The sequence below is a fragment of the Olsenella sp. Marseille-QA0557 genome, assembly GCF_965119725.1.
Taxonomy (GTDB): Bacteria; Actinomycetota; Coriobacteriia; order Coriobacteriales; family Atopobiaceae; genus Coprovicinus; species Coprovicinus avistercoris.
This window is the reverse complement of record NZ_CBCPMI010000001.1, coordinates 1,072,417-1,092,606: the sequence shown is the minus strand read 5'-3', so window position 1 is coordinate 1,092,606 and position 20,190 is coordinate 1,072,417. Positions and strand designations below refer to the sequence as shown.

The window sequence follows — 20,190 nt, the reverse complement described above, 5'->3', positions numbered from 1 at the left end:
AATCTGTCTTATTCAAACATCTCTGCACACATGTGGAGATAGTCAATAACACTTAGTTGCTGCGGACAAGCACCTTCGCACTGCCCACACTGGATGCACTCAGATGCTTTACCTGCACCTGGCGCCGATACAGCCTTATCGTAGGCGGCCTGTGCTTCTTCTGCCTGGCCATTGCCTAAACGCAAATTGGCAGCTGCAAATATCTCAGGAATTGGAATGTTCTGCGGGCATCCATTGGTGCAATAGTGACATGCCGTGCAGGCAATAGTGGAGGACTCTCCCATAATGCGCTGGGCCTGCAGAATAACGTCGCGTTCAGCCTCGTTCAGCGGTTCAAAATCGCGCATGTACGAGAGATTATCTGCCATTTGTTCGACGTTTGACATGCCGGACAGTACGGTAAACACACCTGGCAAACTCGCTACAAAACGAATTGCCCATGAAGCATAGGACATCCCGGGAGTGCAGGCATCCATAAGGGCGCGCACTTCCTCCGGAGGCTCTGCAAGTCTGCCACCCTTAATGGGTTCCATAACAACAATTTCTTTATCATGCGCACGAGCAACTTCATAGTTTTCGCGACTCTGCACCTTTGCGTCATCCCAGTCGGCATAGTTGAGCTGCAGCTGCACAAAGTCAACGTCAGGATGTTTAGTGAGCACTTCGTCCAAAAGTTGAGGCCCGCCATGGAACGAGAATCCCATATTACGAATAAGGCCTTTACGCTTTTTCTCGGCGACATAATCCCACAGGCCCCACTCATCATATTGTTCATAGGTATTGTCCATGAGGGCATGAAGCAGGTAATAGTCGAAATATCCCGCTCCTGTACGCGCAAGCGAAGTTTCAAATTGCTTCTGAGCTGCTTCTCGTGTGGGAGCCATTAAATGAGCATTCAACTTAGTAGCAAGCGTGTAAGAATCGCGTGGATGGCGCTCAACCAATGCTTTGGCGGTAGCCTCTTCTGACCCTTCGTATACATATGCAGTGTCGAAGTAGGTACCACCCGCTTCAAGAAACATATCAACCATACGAGCTGTTTGTTCGATATCGATTACATCATCTTGCTTAGGCAACCGCATGAGACCAAAACCGAGTTTCATCGCTCGCTCCTCTCTACCCACTGCATGCATGAAAATGCTCTGCCACGCCTTGCTTTATATAGCTATATTACGCCCGTTGATCTGCTGCGTTATCTATACAAGTTAAGGCATTTAAACTGCGTGGATAGCCAATGTACGGCAGCATATTTGAAACAACCCGATAGAGAAAATCTTTATCGTTTCCGAGGTTCATATTGCCAGAGGCATGTGCTGTGAGCTGCGGTTCGCACCCACCTTGCGCTGCAATATAGCAAAAGGTAATCATCTCGCGGTCTTTATCGGAAAGACCGGTGCGCGTGTAATAATCGCCAAAGCAATTATCCGCAAGCCAGCGATTGATATGAGCGCGCTCCTGGGGACCTTGCTTCCAGCTCTCACGCATGCCTTCACCAAAATACGCAATTTGAACAGCGTTGCCAGCAGCTAAACGAGTCTCTGGTGTTGTTGTTGCTTGTCCAAAAAGAGGGACTTCAATGTTGTGCTGCTCAAAGACTTGATTAAGCACTGCAAAGAACGGATAAACACGTCCGAAGCCAAGATAGGCAACTGCCTGGTAGGTAACTTCCCTGAGTTCTACAGGGCTAACGCCCATCTCAAGTGCTGCTGATACCATTTCTTTATAGAGATCAACACTCTGGCAACCTAAAAGGGTGGCAATAATTACCAGCATGCGTTCACGATCAGGCAGCTGAGCAGCTTCTTCATTTATCACTTCATCAAAAGCAAAGTTTTGGAAGAACTCAGAGAACTCCGGATCGGTGGTTGTGAGCTCATATGTTGCATGAGGAAAAAGTTTCTCGCAATACTTTTGAGCGAAGGTACTTCTTGCCATAACGTACACTTCCCTACCTCGAGCGTTACATATCTACAGTCGTTATTACGCACCAGTATAAAATCGTTTTTTCTTATCTTTTATACGTATTTAAGGCGTTCTGATTAGGAATACTTATCAAGTTTGTTTGCTGGTTACACATACCGCTACCATGTAACGCAATATTTTCTCAACGAGGAGGACCTCATAATGTCTAACTCTCAACCTTATTCACTTACTGAGTCAGATAAAGAAACCCTTCGCTCAGCACTGCAAACAGCTCTTGAGAATCACGATATTGATACCGGTATTGAGGCCGCTGCAGAGCTATACGAAGGCACTGGCGATGAGCAATATAAAAAGGTTGCAGAGAATCTCATAGCACTCCTTCGCGAGCGCCATGTTCAAGAGCGCATCAAAAGTACCGAGATATAAGTGTTCGGCACCTTCAAAACAAATTTATTCGCTTATTCGCGCCCAACCAATTCGAGCAAAGGCTCGCCCACTCGCACGATTCCCTGACGCAAAAGCCGGGCGCCATTCGGGGTGCACCCTTTCGTAATGGTGCCAATAACAACTGGATCACAACCAGCTTCTTCGATCTTTTGACGAGAAATATGGAGCAACGGCTCGCCTGCATGAACAAAGGTACCGCGCTCCACCAGAGGCTCAAAAGCATTTTGCAGCGAGGAAGTATTAACCCCTACATGCACTAACACCTCAATACCATCATCGGTATACAAACACAGTGCATGACGGTTTGGATTACCAATTGCACTTACTACACCATTGATTGGCGCACAAACAACATCGCCCTCTGGCAAAATGCCGCAACCAGGACCAAGCATGCCGCTGGAAAAAGCTGGATCAGACACGCTTCCCAAAGGTATTACGACACCTTCGACAAAAGCTACTATTTCATGAGCGCAGGCAGGTGGGTATTCCGCCACATTACTACGATTCAACCGAGTCGCAATGCTAGACAGTTTATCTATCACACCCATAAATCTCCCGACGCGCTTCTTACATCCATGCCCCGAATGTGTAGGCACCACATTTCCCGTCACATGGTAGCTCTTAATTTGAATCATGCCCACCGCTCTGTACAGAGAGGCTCGGTATTACCAACGTAATCAACATGACCCTAAAACTGATCCATTCGACAGCTGAAACCCTATTCAAAAGACGGCGGCACAACCACGTCATAGCGTATAGCTTTACCCCGGAGAGAATAGGACGGTTTTGTTCCAGCAAGGAAAGGGCCTTTAGCCGGACGTTTAATGACAATCTTTTTTGGATGCGCCGAACAAGCTGCTGAAAGAAGGGCTGCTTCATCGCTACACGGCCGTTCCAACTTATGAAGTAACTGAAATTTTTTCTTTACGGCAGCACTTTTTGTGCGCTCGGGAAACATGGGGTCAAGCACCACAACATCAGGAGAATCATGCAACGTGTGCAAAGCTTGAATGCTATCCCCCTCGATGCACGTCATACGATTTGCAATTATCTGCAGCTCAGCCGATTGTTTTGCGCGAAAAAGTGCATCGCGAAGGAGCTCTGCAATGACGGGATCCTGCTCATAGAGCACCACATCAAAGCCTGCCGCTGCCAGCAAAAATGAATCTTCACCAAGACCTGCAGTAGCATCAATAGCCAGGGGATGCTCACGTCCTTTTATACGTGCTGCTCGAACCAAAAGTTCTCTGGAGAGTTTATCAGCACGAATGCGCGGCAACAGCTGCAAAAAATCCACTCGCAATGTCATGCCGTCACCAGATAAAACAAGGCCATCCGGTTCCTTACGCAAATCAAGGCCAGCTTGTTGAGCTGCTTGTTGCGCACATGCAAACATAACCCCTCCACTTTTGAGCGTCCAGTTTGTTTTAGCATGACACGCGGCATCTGAGAAGTCGAGTGAGGAACTCATGGAACAATCTATCGCCCCAGCAGCATCTACACCCGTTAAAGCAAAAGTCCCGGTACGTCTTGGCCTCGCCGTTATTTGTGCCGGTGGCTTCATGGACGCCTATTCCTACCTTATGCATGGCCATGTCTTTGCTACTGGACAAACCGGCAACGTCGTGCTTTTTACTTTGCGCCTTGTTAATGGAGACTGGCTTGGAGCCTTAGGATCGTTGGCCGCTATTCTTTCATGCGCTGTTGGCATATTCTTTTCCATGCATTTGCTCTACGGCGTTCACGAAGGAAATCGCTATCGCACACAGCGACTGGTTGCCCTCATTGAGGTAATAGTATTTGCAGCGCTCGCTTTCCTCCCCAATACGGTGCCGGATTTGCCCGTAAACTGCGCTATTTCTTTCTGTGCAGCACTTGCATTTGAAAACTTTCGCTCTTTTGGCACAAAATCGGCCTACTCAAGCGTGTTCTGTACTGGCAACCTGCGTTCCTTTGCAGAAACGCTCTACGAAGGCCTTGTGCGCCACAACAAACATGAGCTCCATCGCTCCATACGCTATGGTGCATTGACCATTTTCTTCTCGGTAGGTGTGTTGCTGGGAGTAGTTACTATTAGCCTGTTGGGTAACTACTCCTGCTTGATAATTAGTGCAATCTTTCTCGGTATCTCATGCTATCTTGCGGCGTTAGATGAGGACGAAAAACGCGGTGGTGTTGCTCCCAACTCGCACTAAATATGGCATGAAAAGAGCTCGTACATCCATTTATATGCATGGACACGTCGCGTCCAGAAGATATACCTCAGTTTGCGCGCCAAAATACTTGTGCAGATATGACGCCAATTCATAACAAGCCTGGCGAACCACACCATCATTGCACCCAATAAAGCCATCCAATGGAAAGAGTATGCGAGATGCTCCAGCGTCAACCTTGCCGCACTCGCTTTGACGCCATGTCCAACGACGAGTTTGGACCTTGGTGCCAACCGCATACACCAATTCACCCGGAGCGAGCGTGGGATCGACCTCTTGCTCGCCCAGCGCAACGAAGGTGTCATCGTTGTGAGAAAAGCGCAGTTCAAGAACGTCGCTTTTATCGACGGCATGGGCGCCAAGCGGCAGCGCATAAGCAATTGAAATTGCATTACCTAGATCCACAATTGGATTGACACGCCACAGCCCTTTACCTTTGGCAATGCGTTTAAGCAACGCAAGGTTTGATGAAGGATAGCGGCTTGGGCTCATGCTGAGCGCATGAAAGGCCTCTCGATAAGGCTTGATACGCGGATCATCGCTTGCATGCATGCCCACAAGGCGTTTCTCGGCATCAGCCACCACTTCATCAAGAAGTGTATCCACGGCAGGAAGGTGTTGAATATCTGTATGAACTTCCTCTGCTACAACAAGGCCTACACACAGCGACGGCAATACTTCAAATACATCAGGTGCAATTGAGAACACCATGCGAGTCAACTCCTCGTGTAGCAGAAGGCGCTCTGTTCTTACTGAACCATCGTAAGAGAAATCCTGCCGCGATCCTTATCGACATGTTCCACCCAAACTTTCACCGTGTCTCCGACGGTCACTACGTCGCTTGGGTGTTTTACAAATTTGTGAGACAGCTTAGAGATGTGAACCAACCCATCCTGGTGTACGCCAATATCGACAAAGGCGCCAAAATCAACCACGTTACGCACGGTACCGGTGAGCTCCATGCCAGGCTCAAGATCATCGATAGAAAGCGCTGCTCGGCTAAATACAACCTCCGGAGCATCGTCACGAGGGTCGCGTCCGGGCTTTTCGAGCTCCGCAACAATATCCATGAGCGTCATAATGCCGCAGTTAAGCTCAGCTGCCAGCGAAGCGACATTACCAACACGCTGCTTAATGTCAGATACTCCGCCATTTTTAATATCGTTGGCCGTAACACCTGCTCGCTCGAGCACTTCTCGGGCCACTGCATAGCTTTCAGGGTGCACCGCTGTTGCATCAAGCGGATTTGTTCCACCTGAGATACGCAGAAAACCTGCTGCATTCAAGTATGCCTTTGGGCCTAATTTGGGCACTTCTTTAAGTTGGGTACGGGATGTAAAAGCACCATGCTCTTCTCGATAAGCAACAATATTGCGAGCAACGGTTGGAGTTATGCCCGAAACATATCCAAGCAAACTGGCACTTGCAGTATTGGCATCTACCCCTACACGATTGACTACATTCTCAACGACGTTGCCCAGAGCATGTGCAAGCTCATTTTGATCGAGGTCATGTTGATACTGACCAACACCAATTGATTGTGGCGGGATCTTTACCAACTCAGCAAGAGGATCTTGAAGACGTCTTCCCAAACTCATGGCCCCACGTGTGGTCACATCGAGATCAGGATATTCTTGGCTTGCCAGTTCAGATGCTGAGTACACAGAAGCGCCGGCTTCATTCACGATGGTATAGCGCAAATCGGGCGCTTGTTCTGCAATAAACTCAGAGACAACTTCTTCGGTTTCTCGGCTTGCAGTTCCGTTGCCTATTACGATCGTGTTGATGTTGTACTTCTGTACGAGACGCGCAAGTTCGCGTTTAGTGCCAGCCACATCATGACGCGGCTTGGTGGGATAAACCACGCCGTGATCAAGCAGCTTGCCTGTTTCATCGAGCACTGCCACTTTGCAGCCAGTTCGATACCCTGGATCCAGAGCAATAATTCTGGCGCCACGTACCGGTCGCGCAGAAAGCAGTCCTTCAAGGTTTTTTGCAAAAACTTGAATGGCATCGCTTTGAGCTCGAACAGTCAGCTTAGCTCGAACTTCACGCTCAAGTGAAGGAGCCATGAGACGTTTATATCCATCCGCGATTGCCGCATCAAATATTGGAGCAAACACGCCTTGGCGTCGCGGCCAACGCGAACCCAGCCGAGCAATTGCCGCCTCAGCATCAACACGTATATGAACGCGGAGCTTTTCTTCTCGCTCGCCGCGATCAATTGCAAGAATGCGATGGTTAGGAATTTTTGCAACTGGCTCGGCATAATCGTAGTAAGGCTCGTACGGCGTCTTCTCTTCTGCATTTACAGCAACAGACGTGATATCAGCCGTTGCTTCAGTAAACGCACGAATATCTGCGACGTTTTCCGCATCTTCTGCCACAGTTTCTGCAACGATATCCTGTGCTCCAGCAAGTATTTTTTCAGGGGTGTCGTAGCCAGCTTCTGCAGCCTCGGGCGTCATATATTCTGCCGCTGCATCAAGAGCAGTTCCTTTAACAGAGGCCTGCATGATGATCATGTTGGCAAGCGGCTCAAGCCCAGCTTCACGCGCCTTCTGTGCACGTGTTTGTCGCTTTTTGCGATAAGGCTTATAGAGATCCTCAACGCGCTGAAGTTGTGTAGCTTCACGAATTTGTTGCTCAAGTTCAGGAGTAAGTTTTCCTTGAACATCGATAAGCAGGATGACTTCTTCTTTACGATGTTCCAGATTACGCAGGTAGGTCAGGCGATCGCTGAGGGTACGCAGCACCACATCATCAAGACCTCCTGTTACCTCTTTACGATATCGAGCAATAAACGGAATCGTATTGCCTTCATCTATGAGAGCGACCGTCGCCTCAACTGCTGAAGGTTTAATTCCAAGCTCTTCTGCAAGAGTGGTAGTTATATCCATAGCTCCACTTCCTTATGATCCATAAGCATCTCTCTGTGCAGATATCCTTAAAGGTTCAAGCAACAAGTACTGCACAAGGCTCATTAGGATACTCGTAAATAAGTTTTTTCCAAATAACTATCTATCAGAAGCTTTGAAGTCGTTATTCACAGTGCGTTCATATTTGTTTGTATACTAATTGTTGCTATCCAAACTAATTGACCGCGGAGGCATACTGTGGAGGTCGATACGATCCACCATCTGCTGCTGGTGGCATTTTGCCGTTCTAACCATGCAATGACCTCACGTACTCGAACATTCGGGCTTATGCCTGGACAACCCAAAATTCTCGAGTATGTTGCGGATCATGAGGGGTGCTTACAGCGCGACATCGCTCAGGCCTGCGCAATGGATCGGGCTACTGTTACAGGAACACTTGGACGTATGGAAGAGGCAGGGCTTATAACCCGTAAGCCAAAAGCCAACGACAAGCGAGCTCTTGAGGTCTGGCTTACAGACAAGGGCTGGGTCGCTGCTGAACATGTTGCTTTATGTGGTCATGAAGTGGATGAGGTTGCCTGTGCAGGAATGACAGAAAAGGAACGCAGCGAACTGTCACACCTTCTTGCACGACTTATTGATAACTTCGAGAAAGCAGAAGGGAAGCATGCTCATGAGTGAGCTGGTCATTAACAACACATGGACCGACGACGAAAACGACACTACTCGTCATACCCGTAGAAAGCTCATTCTTCGTTACCTTTGTTTTCTTGCAGGCTTATTGATCAATTCGTTTGGAGTTGCCTTTATTACCAAAGCGGCTTTAGGAACTTCTCCTATCTCCAGTATCCCTTATGTTTTGGATCTTAAGTTTGCACCCACATTCGGTGAAATGACATTCGTGCTCAACATGGTATATATCATTGCTCAGGTGGTATTACTGCGTCACAACTTCCAACCAATTCAGCTGCTTCAGATTATTGCTAATTTTATTTTTAGTGCCTTTATCGATATAAGCATGGGTCTTCTGTGGTGGCTTAACCCTGCTTCTGTTCCTGCAATGATCCTGTCATTACTTATTGGCTGCTGCATTCTTGCTTTTGGTATTTCCGTCGAAGTTGCCCCCAATGTCATCGTTGTTCCTGGTGAAGGAATAGTGCGCGCAATTTCATCAACCCTCAAACGGCCATTTGGTACCTGCAAACTTTGCTTTGATACTACGTTGGTTGCAATTGCATGCATTCTTTCATTCTTTTTCTTCGGATCTCTTAATGGACTCGGTGTTGGAACGATTGTCTCTGCGCTCATAGTTGGCCCTATTGTCAACCTTATTAATGTGCGCATTCCACTTATTGGAGCAATTCGCAACCTTCGTGCCGTTGAGGCTGCTGAGTAATACATCTTGTTGACATTTTGCTCGAGAAGAAGGCCTAACAAAAAACGCCGGACAAGATTCGCTCTTGCCCGACGTTTTCATATATAGGTATTGCTTTGGTCCTACCAGATTCCCAATACGTGCTGCATACCCAAACTCACACATGCAATAGCAATCCAGCAAACGAAACCCATAAAGATTGGTTTGCCGCCACTCTTAACGAGCTGAACAATATTGGTATGAAAGCCAATCGCCGCCATAGCCATAATGATGAAGAACTTTGAGAGTTCTTTAATAGGAGCCGTAATATTTGCTGGCAATGCAAACACAGTAGTAATAACACTTGCAAGCACAAAGAAAATAATAAAGAGCGGGAATGCGCGCTTAAAACTGAACGTGCTTTCTGCCTCACCTCCAGCGTTGCGGGCCTTGCGCAACTCCCAGAGAGCCAAGACGAGTGTAATGGGGATAATTGCAAGGGTGCGGGTGAGCTTTACAATCGTAGCCGCATCGAGCGTATTTGCCCCCGGATGCATTCCGTCCCAAGCAGCCGCTGCAGCGGTTACAGAGGATGTATCGTTAACCGCTGTTCCAGCAAACAGGCCAAAGCCCTCATTCGAAAGGCCCAACATACCACCAAGCGTGGGAAAGATAAGGGCTGCAATCACATTAAAGAGGAAGATAACGCTAATAGCCTGAGCCACTTCTTCATCCTTTGCCTTAATAACAGGCGCGGTTGCTGCAATTGCAGATCCACCACAAATAGATGAGCCGACACCAATAAGCGTAGAAATCTTTCCAGGAATATTCAGAGCTCGGCAAAGCACAAATGACACCACGAGCGAAGTGGCTATCGTAGATACGATAATGGGCAACGAAGTGGCTCCCACCTGAGCAATTTGCGCAAGATTAAGACCAAATCCCAAAAGAATGACAGCCCATTGCAATACTTTTTTTGAAGTAAAGGTAATGCCTGCTTGCAGAGGTTTAGCTTTCTTGTCAGACACAACAAGAGCAAGAATCATGCCAAATAAAATGGCAAAAACCGGGCCTCCAATAACTTCAAATTGTTTTCCTAGAAGCCATGCCGGCACCGAAATGATGAAAGCAAACAGTATGCCTCGCCACATACTTCCAAAATTCTTAACGAGCTCCATAGATAATTCCCTTTCCTGATCATAATCTTATAAAAGGGTATATCCTGCGTTTATAATTTATTCTGTATAGTTCCTTATATATCTATAAGCAATTCTTTGGTGATGAGGGATGAGATGCTCGACTACCGGATTCATAGCTTTTTGGCTGTGTGTCATACCGGTAGCTATACGCACGCAGCAGAAATCCTCCACGTAAGCCAACCAGCAGTTTCTCAGCATATTCATCAACTTGAGAAGTATTACGGCCAGACACTCTTTATCAAAAATGGCCGTGGCGTTGAGGCTACGCCCGCAGGCCTCATACTGCAGCAAGCTTTCGAAACAATGGAAAACGATGAGGAGCGTCTCAAGGCAGAAATAAGATCCCTTCTCCCGGGAAAAACACTTCCGCCTCTTTGCTTTGGATGCACGCGTACTATCGCCGATTATGTAGCCCCGCAGCTTCTTGCTCTACATCTCCAACATTATCCCAACGAACAAATTCGTATGCATACGGGCAATACTCACGAACTCGTCGATCTTATCGACCGAGGAATTATTGATTTTGCTCTGATCGAGGGGCCATTTGATTCGAGTAAATTCGACAGTGCGACGTTTTCTCATGAAGCTTTTATTGGCATTGGCCAGGCAGGCAAAGCACCTCAAACAATTACAGACTTGCTGGATAAGCATCTCATTCTTCGCGAAGCGGGATCGGGAACAAGAGAGCTATTTGAACGACATCTCGCTGCTTACGATGTACATGTTTCTGACTTTGCAGGTGTAATCGAGCTTTCAAGTATTCCTGCAATAAAAGCTTGTGTAGCTGCAGGCACAGGCATCAGCTTTATGTATCGCGTTGCCGTTGAAAAGGAATTGTCCTTAGGCACGCTTGTCGATATAACACCTCAAAACTTTGCAATTGAACATAATTTCTCGCTCATATGGCAGCGCGGCAGCCGTTATAACAAGCGGTATCTGGCGCTTCTCACATCTTGGCGCGAACTCTACAACAATATGCGCTGATGAGCTTAACCTCTTGTTCTCGGATCATGCCGTAAAAAGAATCATGCCGCCAAGAACGATATAAACGAGGCCGCTTACAATACTTGTTACTTTTCCTGTATGAGGATTTTTTCTCAGAAGCCGTGAAAATGGCGAGGCAATTAAGACAATGATTACGGTCCAAAGAGTAGATAAGACCACGTACGTGAGGCCGAGCACCAAAAAAGGAATTGAACCATACGAGTTGGGCATTGCGACAAACTGTGGAAGCAACGCTAAGAAAAAGAGGATGATCTTAGGATTAAGCACATTAGTTAAAACGCCTTGACAATACGTACGCAAAGCCCCAGATGTGCTCTTTTCATCCATCCCTTTTTCTGCTGAGGATGCACGTGTCTCAACAGGTGATTCCTTTTGCGTTGAGAAAGACGGCCCCTGTGAAAGCAGGCTCTTAATCCCCATAACAATAAGATAGGCAGCGCCGGCGAATTTGATAATTCCAAACGCAATCGGGGATGCAGCTAAAACAAGCGAAAGACCTGCAGCAACAAGAAGTGTGTGAACGATGAGTCCTGTATTGATGCCAAATGCACTGGCGAGACCCTCACGCCGGCCGCCGGCCATAGTTCTTGTAAGGATATAAACCGTATCAATGCCGGGCGTAAGAGACAAAGCAGCGGCAGAAGCAACAAAAGCTCCGTATCCAACAATCCCCAACATTCGCCTCAACCTCCTTGGCCGTAATAAGTTCTATCAGAGGAATTGTATGGTAGGTGATTGCCGATACGATATGGTTACAAACTTATGTACTAAGGGACACTGAATTTGTTGAGCTGTCGGCCCTTCCCCCCCATTCCTCGAAATGAAAGAACCTCATAAAAGCTTTTGAATACGGTTCAACATTTTGGGTATTACCTAACACTATGAATTTCTTCTAGTGTTAGGAGGTTGTGTGGAAGAGACATCGGATTATAAAGAGCTCACACAGGAGCTTATGAGTGAAATCCGCGCCATTGGACACGCGCTAAAACCAGCAGTTTTTAATTCCATGCGGGGTGAGGCAGCGGTCCTCATGTCGCTTTATCGAGCAGGCGGTGAACTCTCCCCGAGCAAGCTTGGCAATGAGACACATGTTTCAAGTGCGCGAATAGCCAATATTCTTCACACACTCGAAGAAAAAGGTTTTATTACTCGTCATCACCTTTCAAGTGATCGTCGACAAGTTGCTGTTGCTCTTACTGATAGGGGTTTTGAGCAGACATCAAAAATTCGTGCGGAACGTAAAAAGGTTGTCGAGCAATATCTCTCTTTCTTAGGAAAAGACGATTCTCAAGATTTGCTGCGCATTGCTCGACGCACGAGAACCATGCTTGAGCAAAGCTGTGAAAAGTCCTGCAAAGGAGGTTCGCAAGCATGCGGATAGTCAAACTCTTTAAGCACCATGTCCTTGCAGTCCTAGCTGTTATCGCCCTTCTCATTATTCAGGCAAATGCCGAGCTCGCGTTACCTAATCTCATGAGCGAGATTGTTGATGTAGGTATCCAACAGGGCGGCATAGAATCGCCCATACCCACTACCATTCAAGCTGACGCTTTATCAGATCTCGAGCTTTTCATGACCAATGAGCAGAAAAGTCTTGTTGAAGCAGCGTATGGTCCAGCCAATGAATCCGGCATTCGCACCTACCAGGGCAGTCCTGCTGATTTAACCGATGACTCGAAACTCGCAAAAGCCATGAGCTTGCCAGAAGTTGCCGTGATGGCTTTGAATCAAGGCGTCGATTCCTCAGCGCTCTCCAAAGAAGGCATATCTAACTTACCCGCAGGAACAACCATTGGTATAGATGAGATACGCGCCGCCGTAAACGCAGGCATCCTTACAACCGACGAGCTGCATCAAGCTGCAGAAACTCTTGGCGAACAAATGGGTGCTATGGGTGGCAGCATTGTCACGCAGCGCGCTATTTCCTACGTAAGCCAACAGTATGAGGCACAGGGAATTAACCTTGCTGACGTCCAAAATAATTACCTCGGACGCACCGCCATGACTATGTTTGGGCTTTGCCTTATCAGTCTTGTTGCAACAGTATGCACAGGTGCTTTTGCGTCCCATACCGCAGCTACAATCGCCCGCGACCTACGTCGCGAAACCTTCGCAAAGGTCATGCAATTCTCTCCGGCAGAGGTTAATAAATTCTCACAAGCCTCCCTTATTACGCGCTGCACCAACGATATACAGCAAGTCCAGATGGCCACCACGCTCTTTATGCGTCTGGTGCTTTTTGCACCCATCATGGGAGCAGTGGCCGTTCTTCGAGTACTTGCCACATCAACAGGACTTGAGTGGACAATCGGCGTTGCTGTGATTGCAGTTTGTGTGGTGGTTGGCGTTCTTCTCGGTCTTACCATGCCCAAATTCAAACGCATGCAAAAGCTCATTGACCGAGTAAATCTTGTTGCCCGTGAGATGCTTGATGGCATCATGCCAATTCGTTCTTTTGGTCGTGAAGATCACGAGCTTAAACGCTTTGACGATGCGAGCGCTGAGCTCATGAAAACCCAGCTCTTCACCAACCGTACCATGAACTTCATGATGCCGCTTCTCATGTTCGTTATGAACTGCGTAACAGTTCTTATTGTTTGGTTTGGCTCTCATGGCGTTGCAGATGGTGTTATGCAGGTGGGCGATATGATGGCGTTTATCTCCTACACCATGCAAATTGTTATGGCATTTATGATGCTCACCATGGTTTCAGTGATTTTGCCGCGTGCTGAAGTGGCAGCCGAACGCATTGAAGATGTTATCAACTGCCCGCTTTCGATTACTGATCCCGCTCATCCTAAGCTCCCCTCCGCCAATTCCCCGCGAGGCGAGCTTACTTTCCGCAATGTCAGTTTCCAGTATCCCGATGCACGAAAAGATGTGATCCAGGGTATTTCCTTCACAACGCGCGCTGGACACATGACCGGCATTATCGGCTCAACTGGTTCGGGTAAATCCACGCTCGTGCAGCTTATTCCACGTCTCTACGATGTTACTGGCGGAGGCATCCTACTCGACGGCATTGATGTACGTGATTGGAGCCTTTCCGAACTGCGCCAGCGTATAGGCTACGTCCCACAGCAAGGCATGCTGTTTTCAGGCACCATTGAGACAAACCTCAAATTCGCAGGCGATACGGTAAGCGATGAAGACATGCGAAGAGCTGCCCAAATTGCACAAGCAACCGACTTTATTGAAGAGCGAGAAGAGGCTTGGAACTCCCCCATTAGCCAGGGCGGATCGAATGTTTCGGGTGGTCAGCGTCAGCGTCTCTCCATTGCTCGAGCACTTGCCAAACATCCTGAAGTTATCGTATTTGACGACTCATTTTCTGCGTTGGACTACAAGACTGACGCTGCTTTGCGCGATGAACTTACGCACACCGTTACCGATGCAGCTGTGATAGTCGTAGGACAACGTATTGCCACCATCATGCATGCCGATGAAATCCTCGTACTTGACGATGGGCATGTTGTAGGTCGTGGCACACATGAAGAACTGCTGCGCAGCTGTCCAACCTACCTTGAGATTGCTCAGAGTCAGCTCTCTGCAGCCGAGCTCGGACTTACACAGGACGAGATTGCTGCAGTTATGGAAGGAGGTGAGCAGTAATGCCTCCTATGGGACACAGACGCTCCACCGAAAAAGCCAAGGACTTTAAGGGCACTACGCTCAAACTTTTAGGATATGTCGGCAAACATAAAATTGCCGTCTTTGTTGCCCTTGTCTTTGCAGTGTGCTCAGTAATCTTTAATATTGTTGGACCTAAAGTTCTTGGTTCTGTTACCACAAAGCTCTACGAGGGGCTGGTAGCTACGGTTCAAGGCACCGGATCGGTTGACTTTGCTTGGATCGGCACAACCTTACTCGGTCTTCTCGGGTTGTATCTCGCAAGTTCTGGATGCAACCTGGTGCAAGGCTGGCTTATGACCGGCGTTACACAAAAGATTTGCTATCGCATGCGCAATGAAATTGCCCAGAAAATTGCTGTTGTTCCTATGAGCTACTTCTCCGGTCACAGCAAAGGCGACGTATTGAGTCGTATTACCAACGACGTGGACACACTTGGTCAATCACTCAACCAATCGATTACACAGCTCATAACATCCATTACTCAGATGGTGGGCGTTCTTGCGATGATGCTCTCCATCTCCTTGCCACTTACCGGCGTAACGGTGCTTACCTTGCCGGCGTCATTAGCAATTGTGCTGATAGTAGTGCATTTTTCGCAGCGTTACTTCCGCGAACAACAGCGCGTCCTCGGCACGGTAAATGGCATCGTTGAAGAAGATTTTGCGGGGCAAAGTGTCATTCAAGTTTTTGACCGTTCAGATCAATCCGTTGAAGAGTTTGAACGTGAGAACGACCGTCTCTTCACCAGTGCCTGGCGCAGCCAGTTCCTCTCTGGCTTGATGATGCCGCTCATGAGCCTTGTCGGCAACATGGGATACGTGGGCGTTGTTGTCGTTGGCGCACAGCTCTGCCTCACCGGTGCAGCTGGCCCTGGTGATATTCAGAGCTTTATCCAATATGTTCGCAACTTCACACAACCCGTTCAGCAGCTCGCGAATGTTTCAAACACGATGCAGTCGATGATTGCGGCTACCGAGCGAGTGTTTGAATTTCTCGCCGCACCTGAAGAGGAAGAACCTGCCAATCCTCAAATACCTGCTGTGCGTGATGGTCGTGTTGAATTTGATCACGTACGCTTTGGCTATATTCCTGGTAAGACGATTATTCATGATTTTTCATGCACTGCCGAACCTGGTCAAACCATAGCCATCGTGGGCCCCACCGGCGCTGGAAAAACGACACTTATCAAATTGCTTCAACGCTTCTGGGATGTAGACTCCGGATCACTCCGAGTGGACGGTATTGATGTGCGTGATTGGGATCGTGCTGCTCTGCGTGAAGAATTTGCCATGGTCTTACAGGACACCTGGCTTTTTAACGGCACTATTCGCGAAAATATTCGCTACGGCAGACCCGATGCAAGCGATGAAGAAGTAGAGGCTGCAGCTCGTACAGCACGCTGCGACCACTTTATTCACACCCTTGCTGGTGGCTATGACTTTGTTATTAATGAAGAAGGTACGAATTTAAGCCAGGGAGAACGCCAGCTTGTAACCATTGCGCGTGCCGTGCTCGCTAACCGACCAGCACTCATTCTCGATGAGGCCACTTCAAACGTAGATACCCGAACTGAGGAGCTTATCCAGCGTGCTATGGATGAACTCATGCGTGGACGCACCAGCTTTGTTATTGCCCACCGTCTTTCTACCATCAGAAATGCCGACGTGATTCTGGTTTTGCGTGACGGCGACATAGTCGAAAAGGGAACCCACAGCGAACTGCTCGCCAAAAATGGCTTCTACGCGGAGCTCTATAACTCTCAGTTTGACAGCACAGACTAACAACAGTAGAAGGGCAAGGAATGCAAACCTTGCCCTTCTTTTCACATCATTCTGCAAAAACAGTGGTTTCGTAATCGCTTAACTCAGCCAGATAACCGCGGTCCGCAAGGGCACGCGCCACCTCATCAAGAATCTCTTCGTTCTCTGCACTCACATGATGGAAGTGGTATCCACTTGTTACCTCAAGCAGCGGTGTAGAGGAGCCCGTCTCTATCTCATCAACAAAGCGTGCAACATCGCGCCTGCTCCCCACATCCAAGCGCGACGATATTTTTCCATAAACACGATGATTGACAAAAACATCTTCGACTCGCGCGCCCAAATCTACAATGCACGTGAGCTCATCAGCTGCTTGTTTGGCAGTATGACAACACTTAAAGAGGCGGGTGGGCCGGGCGCTCTTATCGGTGAGAAGTACATAACCGCGATTGGTAGAGACAATTTGATTACCACTGCTTCGAAGAAGTGCCACGTCGGTCACAATAACTTGACGGCTTACCCCGCATTGTTCAGCGAGAGCAGCACCCGAAAGTGGACCCGATGCACCACGCAGGGCTTCAAGGATTTTCTCGCGCCTCATCTCACCCGAGTTTGCACTCATCCTAAAACCTCCAGGTGTTTAAGAGAAAGATCGAGAATTGGCGCGGAATGTGTAAGCGCTCCACAAGAAACAAAATCCACGCCAAGGTCTGCATAAGCAGCCGCATTAGCTGCGTCAACATTACCAGAAGCTTCCGTTTGGGCACGTCCAGCAATATACGTTACCGCTTGAAGCATCTGGTCATGATTCATATTGTCGAGCATGATGATATCGGCACCAGCCTCCACGGCCTCTTGTACCATCTCTAACGTCTCGCACTCCACTTCGATCTTATCCACAAAGGGTGCCGAGGCGCGAGCCGCATCAATTGCTAAAGCAACCCCACCAGCTGCATCGATATGATTGTCTTTGAGAAGCACCCCATCAGACAAACCAAACCGATGGAGGCTTCCTCCACCCAAACGCACGGCCTCGCGCTCAAAAAGACGCATGCCAGGGGTAGTCTTCCGCGTGCAAACGAGTGTTGTAGAACTACCTGCAAGTGCGGCTACAACACCTGCGGTATACGTTGCAATGCCACTCATACGCTGCAGATAATTAAGAGCGGTACGCTCACCCTCAAGGAGCACGCGAACATCGCCTTCTACCGTTGCTAAGTGCTGCCCAGAGGCAACATGATCACCGTCTGCAACTTCTGCAATAACACTAGTAGCTGGGTCGAGGAGTGAGAATACTCTCGAAAAGACGGCAAGGCCTGCGATGACGCCATCAGCCTTAGCAATAAGCTGCACGCGCCCCACACGCTTTTCAGGCATCACCGCAGCGGTGGAAACATCACCAAAAGGCATGTCCTCTTTCAAAGCCATACGAATATGATCATCCATTTGCAACTGAATCATTGGATCAGTCATAACTTCTCCCTCCAACATGTGGAGCGTCTCAGTTCGTACTCCCACAAAAGATTATTGAGCACCAGTAAGCAAAGCAATATCGGTTACATCACGCAGACCAGCAATAAAACGAGAGTGTTCTTGTGTAGCAGCGGCAAGTTGCACCGCGCTATCCTGTGCAAATCGATCGCGCATGATTTTGTCAGCCGCGCGCTGAGCAAACACAAGAGATTCAAGCAGACTGTTAGATGCCAAACGATTCTTACCATGCACACCATTGCAGCATGTTTCTCCGCAGGCAAAAAGGTGTGGCAAGGTGGTCTCAGAGTCTGAATTGACATAAATTCCACCCATAAAATAATGCTGCGCAGGTACAACAGGTATGGGTTGGTTGCGAATGTCATACCCTTCTTGTAAGCAGTGTTCAAAAATGTGTGTGAAATGTCCCTCAATTACCTCGCGTGATACATTCTCAAAGGACAGCCACACATGTTTTTTCCCTGTGCGCTGCATCTCAGCAAATATTGCAGCTGATACCACATCGCGTGGGAGCAGCTCATCCACAAACCGCTCTCCCTCATCATTGAGCAGGATAGCGCCTTCACCACGAGTAGACTCAGAAATAAGAAAAGCTCGTCCTGGCCGCTCGGTCCACAGTGTAGTGGGATGAATCTGGACGTAGTCCATATGCTCAAGAAGCACTCCATGCTCAGCAGCAATACGGCAGCCGTCTCCCGTGAGACACGAGAAATTAGTGGAGTGAGAATAAAGACCACCTACGCCACCCGTTGCAAATACCGTCGCATCAGCACGAATCTCACAGAGTTCGCCAGCTGATCCGGTGGCAAGTACCCCGCGACACACACGCGCACCCGAAGCATCAAAACCCTCAAGAATGTCGGTCATACAGGTGTTCTCAAATATTCGAGCATTTGGAAGTGCTCGAACGTCAGCAAGCAGATGTTCCGTTATTTCCTTACCGGTAACATCTTCGTGATAGACAATACGCGGACGTGAATGTGCTCCTTCACGGGTGTAGTCCAAGTTGCCATCTTGCTGCCTCGCGAAGCGCACACCACGCTTGATAAGATCGTCAATGATTGGGCGGCTTGCCCGAATCATGAGATCGACGCTCTCTAGGCGATTTTCATAGTGGCCTGCTCTCAGGGTATCTTCAAAAAACGATTCGTAGTCACCCGGATCATGCAGGACACAGATTCCGCCTTGGGCAAGCATTGAGTCGCAATGATCTACCGACTCTTTGGAAAGTAACACAACGGAAAGTGCAGCAGGAAGATTGAGCGCACAGTAAAGACCAGCCACGCCACAGCCGACTATTACCACATCGCAGTCAATAACGCGCGGGTTCATGGAGCAATTGAGTTTTGTAACCATGACTATCTCCCAAGCTCAAGCATGCGCGTGAGCGTACAACGTGCAGCTTTTGCAATATATGCAGGAGGCAAGCCTATTTCTCCAGTTCCTTCGCGCAGGCAAGCCGCAACTTTTTCAGTAGTGATTCGGCTCATATCAGGGCAAAGCGGACGGGTGGATGGAAAGTGAAAACGTTTCCCAGACCCCGCTGTTTGTCGCTCTAATTCACCGCGCACACCTTCCACTGTAAGAATGATGTAATCATGTGCTTGAGAAGCTGCGGCCTTCTCGATTATTTGCGATGTTGACCCTGCAAAGCTGGCAAGCGCCATCACTTCAGGACCGCACTCGGGGTGCGCAAGCACCGGTGCATCAGGATACTCAGCCATAAGTGAGCGCACTTCATCAGCAGAAATGTTGTGATGAATAGGACAACACCCGTCATTCAAAATGATATTTTTCTCGGGTACTTGTTCTGCAACATACGAACCGAGATGACGATCTGGAATGAAAAGAATCGTGTGCTGAGGTAGGGCACGCACGATCTTTACTGCATTGGATGAGGTTACACATACATCCGACCACGATTTAACTTCAGCTGTTGAATTGACGTAACAAACCACCGCAAGATCTTCACCATATTGAGCGCGAGCAGCAGCAACGGTTTCTTGTTTGACCATATGTGCCATAGGACAATCCGCTGTTTGATCTGGCATAAGCACCGTCTTCTCAGGTGAAAGAAGCTTCGCGCTCTCTGCCATAAAACGGACACCCGCAAAAACAAGCGTATGACACGACAAGGTGGCAGCCAGCTTAGCCAATGCAAAGGAATCACCCACATAATCGGCTATTTGTTGCACCTCAGGCGAAACATAGTAGTGCGCCAAAATGACTGCATCACAAGCTGTCTTAAGATGTGCCACCTCATCGCACAAATCTCCTGTCGACATG

At 48.4% G+C, this 20,190-nt stretch carries 20 protein-coding genes; 8 read left to right on the top strand and 12 right to left on the bottom strand.

The window, feature by feature from the left end; all coding sequences use genetic code 11:
* Positions 1-8: 8 nt before the first annotated feature.
* Both ACQY6Y_RS04965 and ACQY6Y_RS04960 read right to left on the bottom strand, forming a co-directional pair.
* Positions 9-1,103 (bottom strand): aldo/keto reductase, encoded by a 1,095-nt coding sequence (locus tag ACQY6Y_RS04965; RefSeq protein WP_428379205.1) that lies wholly within the window; start codon positions 1,101-1,103, stop codon positions 9-11.
* Between the two features lie 67 nt (positions 1,104-1,170).
* Positions 1,171-1,935, bottom strand: coding sequence for a carboxymuconolactone decarboxylase family protein (locus ACQY6Y_RS04960; protein WP_428379204.1), 765 nt, complete (start codon positions 1,933-1,935; stop codon positions 1,171-1,173).
* Positions 1,936-2,124: 189 nt separating this feature from the next.
* Here ACQY6Y_RS04960 and ACQY6Y_RS04955 point away from each other — a divergent pair, with 189 nt between their 5' ends.
* Positions 2,125-2,349, top strand: coding sequence for a hypothetical protein (locus ACQY6Y_RS04955; RefSeq protein ID WP_428379203.1), 225 nt, complete (start codon positions 2,125-2,127; stop codon positions 2,347-2,349).
* Positions 2,350-2,381: 32 nt separating this feature from the next.
* On the opposite strand, the gene ACQY6Y_RS04950 is transcribed toward ACQY6Y_RS04955, so the two are convergent.
* Positions 2,382-3,005, bottom strand: a complete 624-nt coding sequence (locus ACQY6Y_RS04950) for a PTS sugar transporter subunit IIA (RefSeq protein WP_428379202.1) — start codon at positions 3,003-3,005, stop codon at positions 2,382-2,384.
* Between the two features lie 83 nt (positions 3,006-3,088).
* The gene (locus ACQY6Y_RS04945; RefSeq protein WP_428379201.1) at positions 3,089-3,841 is read right to left on the bottom strand and encodes a class I SAM-dependent methyltransferase; all 753 of its coding nucleotides are present in this window, start codon (positions 3,839-3,841) and stop codon (positions 3,089-3,091) included.
* Between ACQY6Y_RS04945 and ACQY6Y_RS04940 the strand changes: the two genes are divergently transcribed.
* Complete coding sequence (locus tag ACQY6Y_RS04940) at positions 3,840-4,565, top strand: YoaK family protein (protein WP_428379200.1); 726 nt, start codon at positions 3,840-3,842, stop codon at positions 4,563-4,565. The two genes, ACQY6Y_RS04945 and ACQY6Y_RS04940, sit on opposite strands and share 2 nt — an antisense overlap.
* Before the next feature lie 30 nt (positions 4,566-4,595).
* Here the strand turns inward: ACQY6Y_RS04940 and ACQY6Y_RS04935 are convergent, their stop codons facing one another.
* Together ACQY6Y_RS04935 and ACQY6Y_RS04930 are read right to left on the bottom strand one after the other, a co-directional pair.
* Entirely contained in the window at positions 4,596-5,294 is a 699-nt protein-coding gene (locus tag ACQY6Y_RS04935; protein WP_428379198.1) for a B3/B4 domain-containing protein, read from the bottom strand.
* 38 nt (positions 5,295-5,332) lie between these two features.
* The gene (locus tag ACQY6Y_RS04930) at positions 5,333-7,483 is read right to left on the bottom strand and encodes a Tex family protein (RefSeq protein WP_428379196.1); all 2,151 of its coding nucleotides are present in this window, start codon (positions 7,481-7,483) and stop codon (positions 5,333-5,335) included.
* A gap of 216 nt (positions 7,484-7,699) precedes the next feature.
* Here ACQY6Y_RS04930 and ACQY6Y_RS04925 point away from each other — a divergent pair, with 216 nt between their 5' ends.
* Both ACQY6Y_RS04925 and ACQY6Y_RS04920 read left to right on the top strand, forming a co-directional pair.
* Positions 7,700-8,143, top strand: a complete 444-nt coding sequence (locus ACQY6Y_RS04925) for a MarR family winged helix-turn-helix transcriptional regulator (RefSeq protein ID WP_428379195.1) — start codon at positions 7,700-7,702, stop codon at positions 8,141-8,143.
* The gene (locus tag ACQY6Y_RS04920) at positions 8,136-8,858 is read left to right on the top strand and encodes a YczE/YyaS/YitT family protein (protein ID WP_428379194.1); all 723 of its coding nucleotides are present in this window, start codon (positions 8,136-8,138) and stop codon (positions 8,856-8,858) included. The genes ACQY6Y_RS04925 and ACQY6Y_RS04920 overlap by 8 nt, the downstream gene beginning before the upstream one ends.
* Before the next feature lie 101 nt (positions 8,859-8,959).
* Here ACQY6Y_RS04920 and ACQY6Y_RS04915 read toward each other — a convergent pair whose 3' ends face one another.
* Entirely contained in the window at positions 8,960-9,994 is a 1,035-nt protein-coding gene (locus tag ACQY6Y_RS04915) for a YeiH family protein (protein ID WP_428379193.1), read from the bottom strand.
* A 102-nt stretch (positions 9,995-10,096) separates the two neighbouring features.
* Between ACQY6Y_RS04915 and ACQY6Y_RS04910 the strand changes: the two genes are divergently transcribed.
* Positions 10,097-10,999, top strand: coding sequence for a LysR family transcriptional regulator (locus tag ACQY6Y_RS04910; RefSeq protein WP_428379953.1), 903 nt, complete (start codon positions 10,097-10,099; stop codon positions 10,997-10,999).
* Positions 11,000-11,023: 24 nt separating this feature from the next.
* Here ACQY6Y_RS04910 and ACQY6Y_RS04905 read toward each other — a convergent pair whose 3' ends face one another.
* On the bottom strand, positions 11,024-11,698 hold the full coding sequence (locus ACQY6Y_RS04905) for a LysE family translocator (RefSeq protein ID WP_428379192.1): 675 nt from the start codon (positions 11,696-11,698) through the stop codon (positions 11,024-11,026).
* A 232-nt stretch (positions 11,699-11,930) separates the two neighbouring features.
* Between ACQY6Y_RS04905 and ACQY6Y_RS04900 the strand changes: the two genes are divergently transcribed.
* From ACQY6Y_RS04900 to ACQY6Y_RS04890, 3 genes are read left to right on the top strand one after another with little or no spacing between them, the layout of a single operon-like run.
* Positions 11,931-12,401 (top strand): MarR family winged helix-turn-helix transcriptional regulator, encoded by a 471-nt coding sequence (locus ACQY6Y_RS04900; RefSeq protein ID WP_428379191.1) that lies wholly within the window; start codon positions 11,931-11,933, stop codon positions 12,399-12,401.
* A complete protein-coding gene (locus ACQY6Y_RS04895; protein WP_428379190.1) occupies positions 12,392-14,632 on the top strand; it encodes an ABC transporter ATP-binding protein in 2,241 nt (746 codons plus the stop codon). Before ACQY6Y_RS04900 ends, ACQY6Y_RS04895 begins: the two co-directional genes overlap by 10 nt.
* Before the next feature lie 8 nt (positions 14,633-14,640).
* On the top strand, positions 14,641-16,434 hold the full coding sequence (locus ACQY6Y_RS04890; protein WP_428379952.1) for an ABC transporter ATP-binding protein: 1,794 nt from the start codon (positions 14,641-14,643) through the stop codon (positions 16,432-16,434).
* Between the two features lie 46 nt (positions 16,435-16,480).
* Here ACQY6Y_RS04890 and ACQY6Y_RS04885 read toward each other — a convergent pair whose 3' ends face one another.
* Genes ACQY6Y_RS04885 through nadA form a run of 4 tightly spaced genes read right to left on the bottom strand, consistent with a single transcriptional unit; the run spans position 16,481 to position 20,189 of the window.
* Complete coding sequence (locus tag ACQY6Y_RS04885) at positions 16,481-17,035, bottom strand: transcription repressor NadR (protein WP_428379189.1); 555 nt, start codon at positions 17,033-17,035, stop codon at positions 16,481-16,483.
* The gene (gene nadC / locus ACQY6Y_RS04880; protein ID WP_428379188.1) at positions 17,032-17,886 is read right to left on the bottom strand and encodes a carboxylating nicotinate-nucleotide diphosphorylase; all 855 of its coding nucleotides are present in this window, start codon (positions 17,884-17,886) and stop codon (positions 17,032-17,034) included. Before nadC ends, ACQY6Y_RS04885 begins: the two co-directional genes overlap by 4 nt.
* Positions 17,887-17,937: 51 nt before the next feature.
* Positions 17,938-19,260, bottom strand: coding sequence for an L-aspartate oxidase (locus tag ACQY6Y_RS04875; RefSeq protein ID WP_428379187.1), 1,323 nt, complete (start codon positions 19,258-19,260; stop codon positions 17,938-17,940).
* Between the two features lie 2 nt (positions 19,261-19,262).
* Positions 19,263-20,189 carry a quinolinate synthase NadA gene (gene nadA / locus ACQY6Y_RS04870; RefSeq protein ID WP_428379186.1) on the bottom strand — a complete coding sequence of 309 codons (927 nt, stop codon included), beginning with the start codon at positions 20,187-20,189 and terminating at the stop codon, positions 19,263-19,265.
* Position 20,190: the final 1 nt, after the last annotated feature.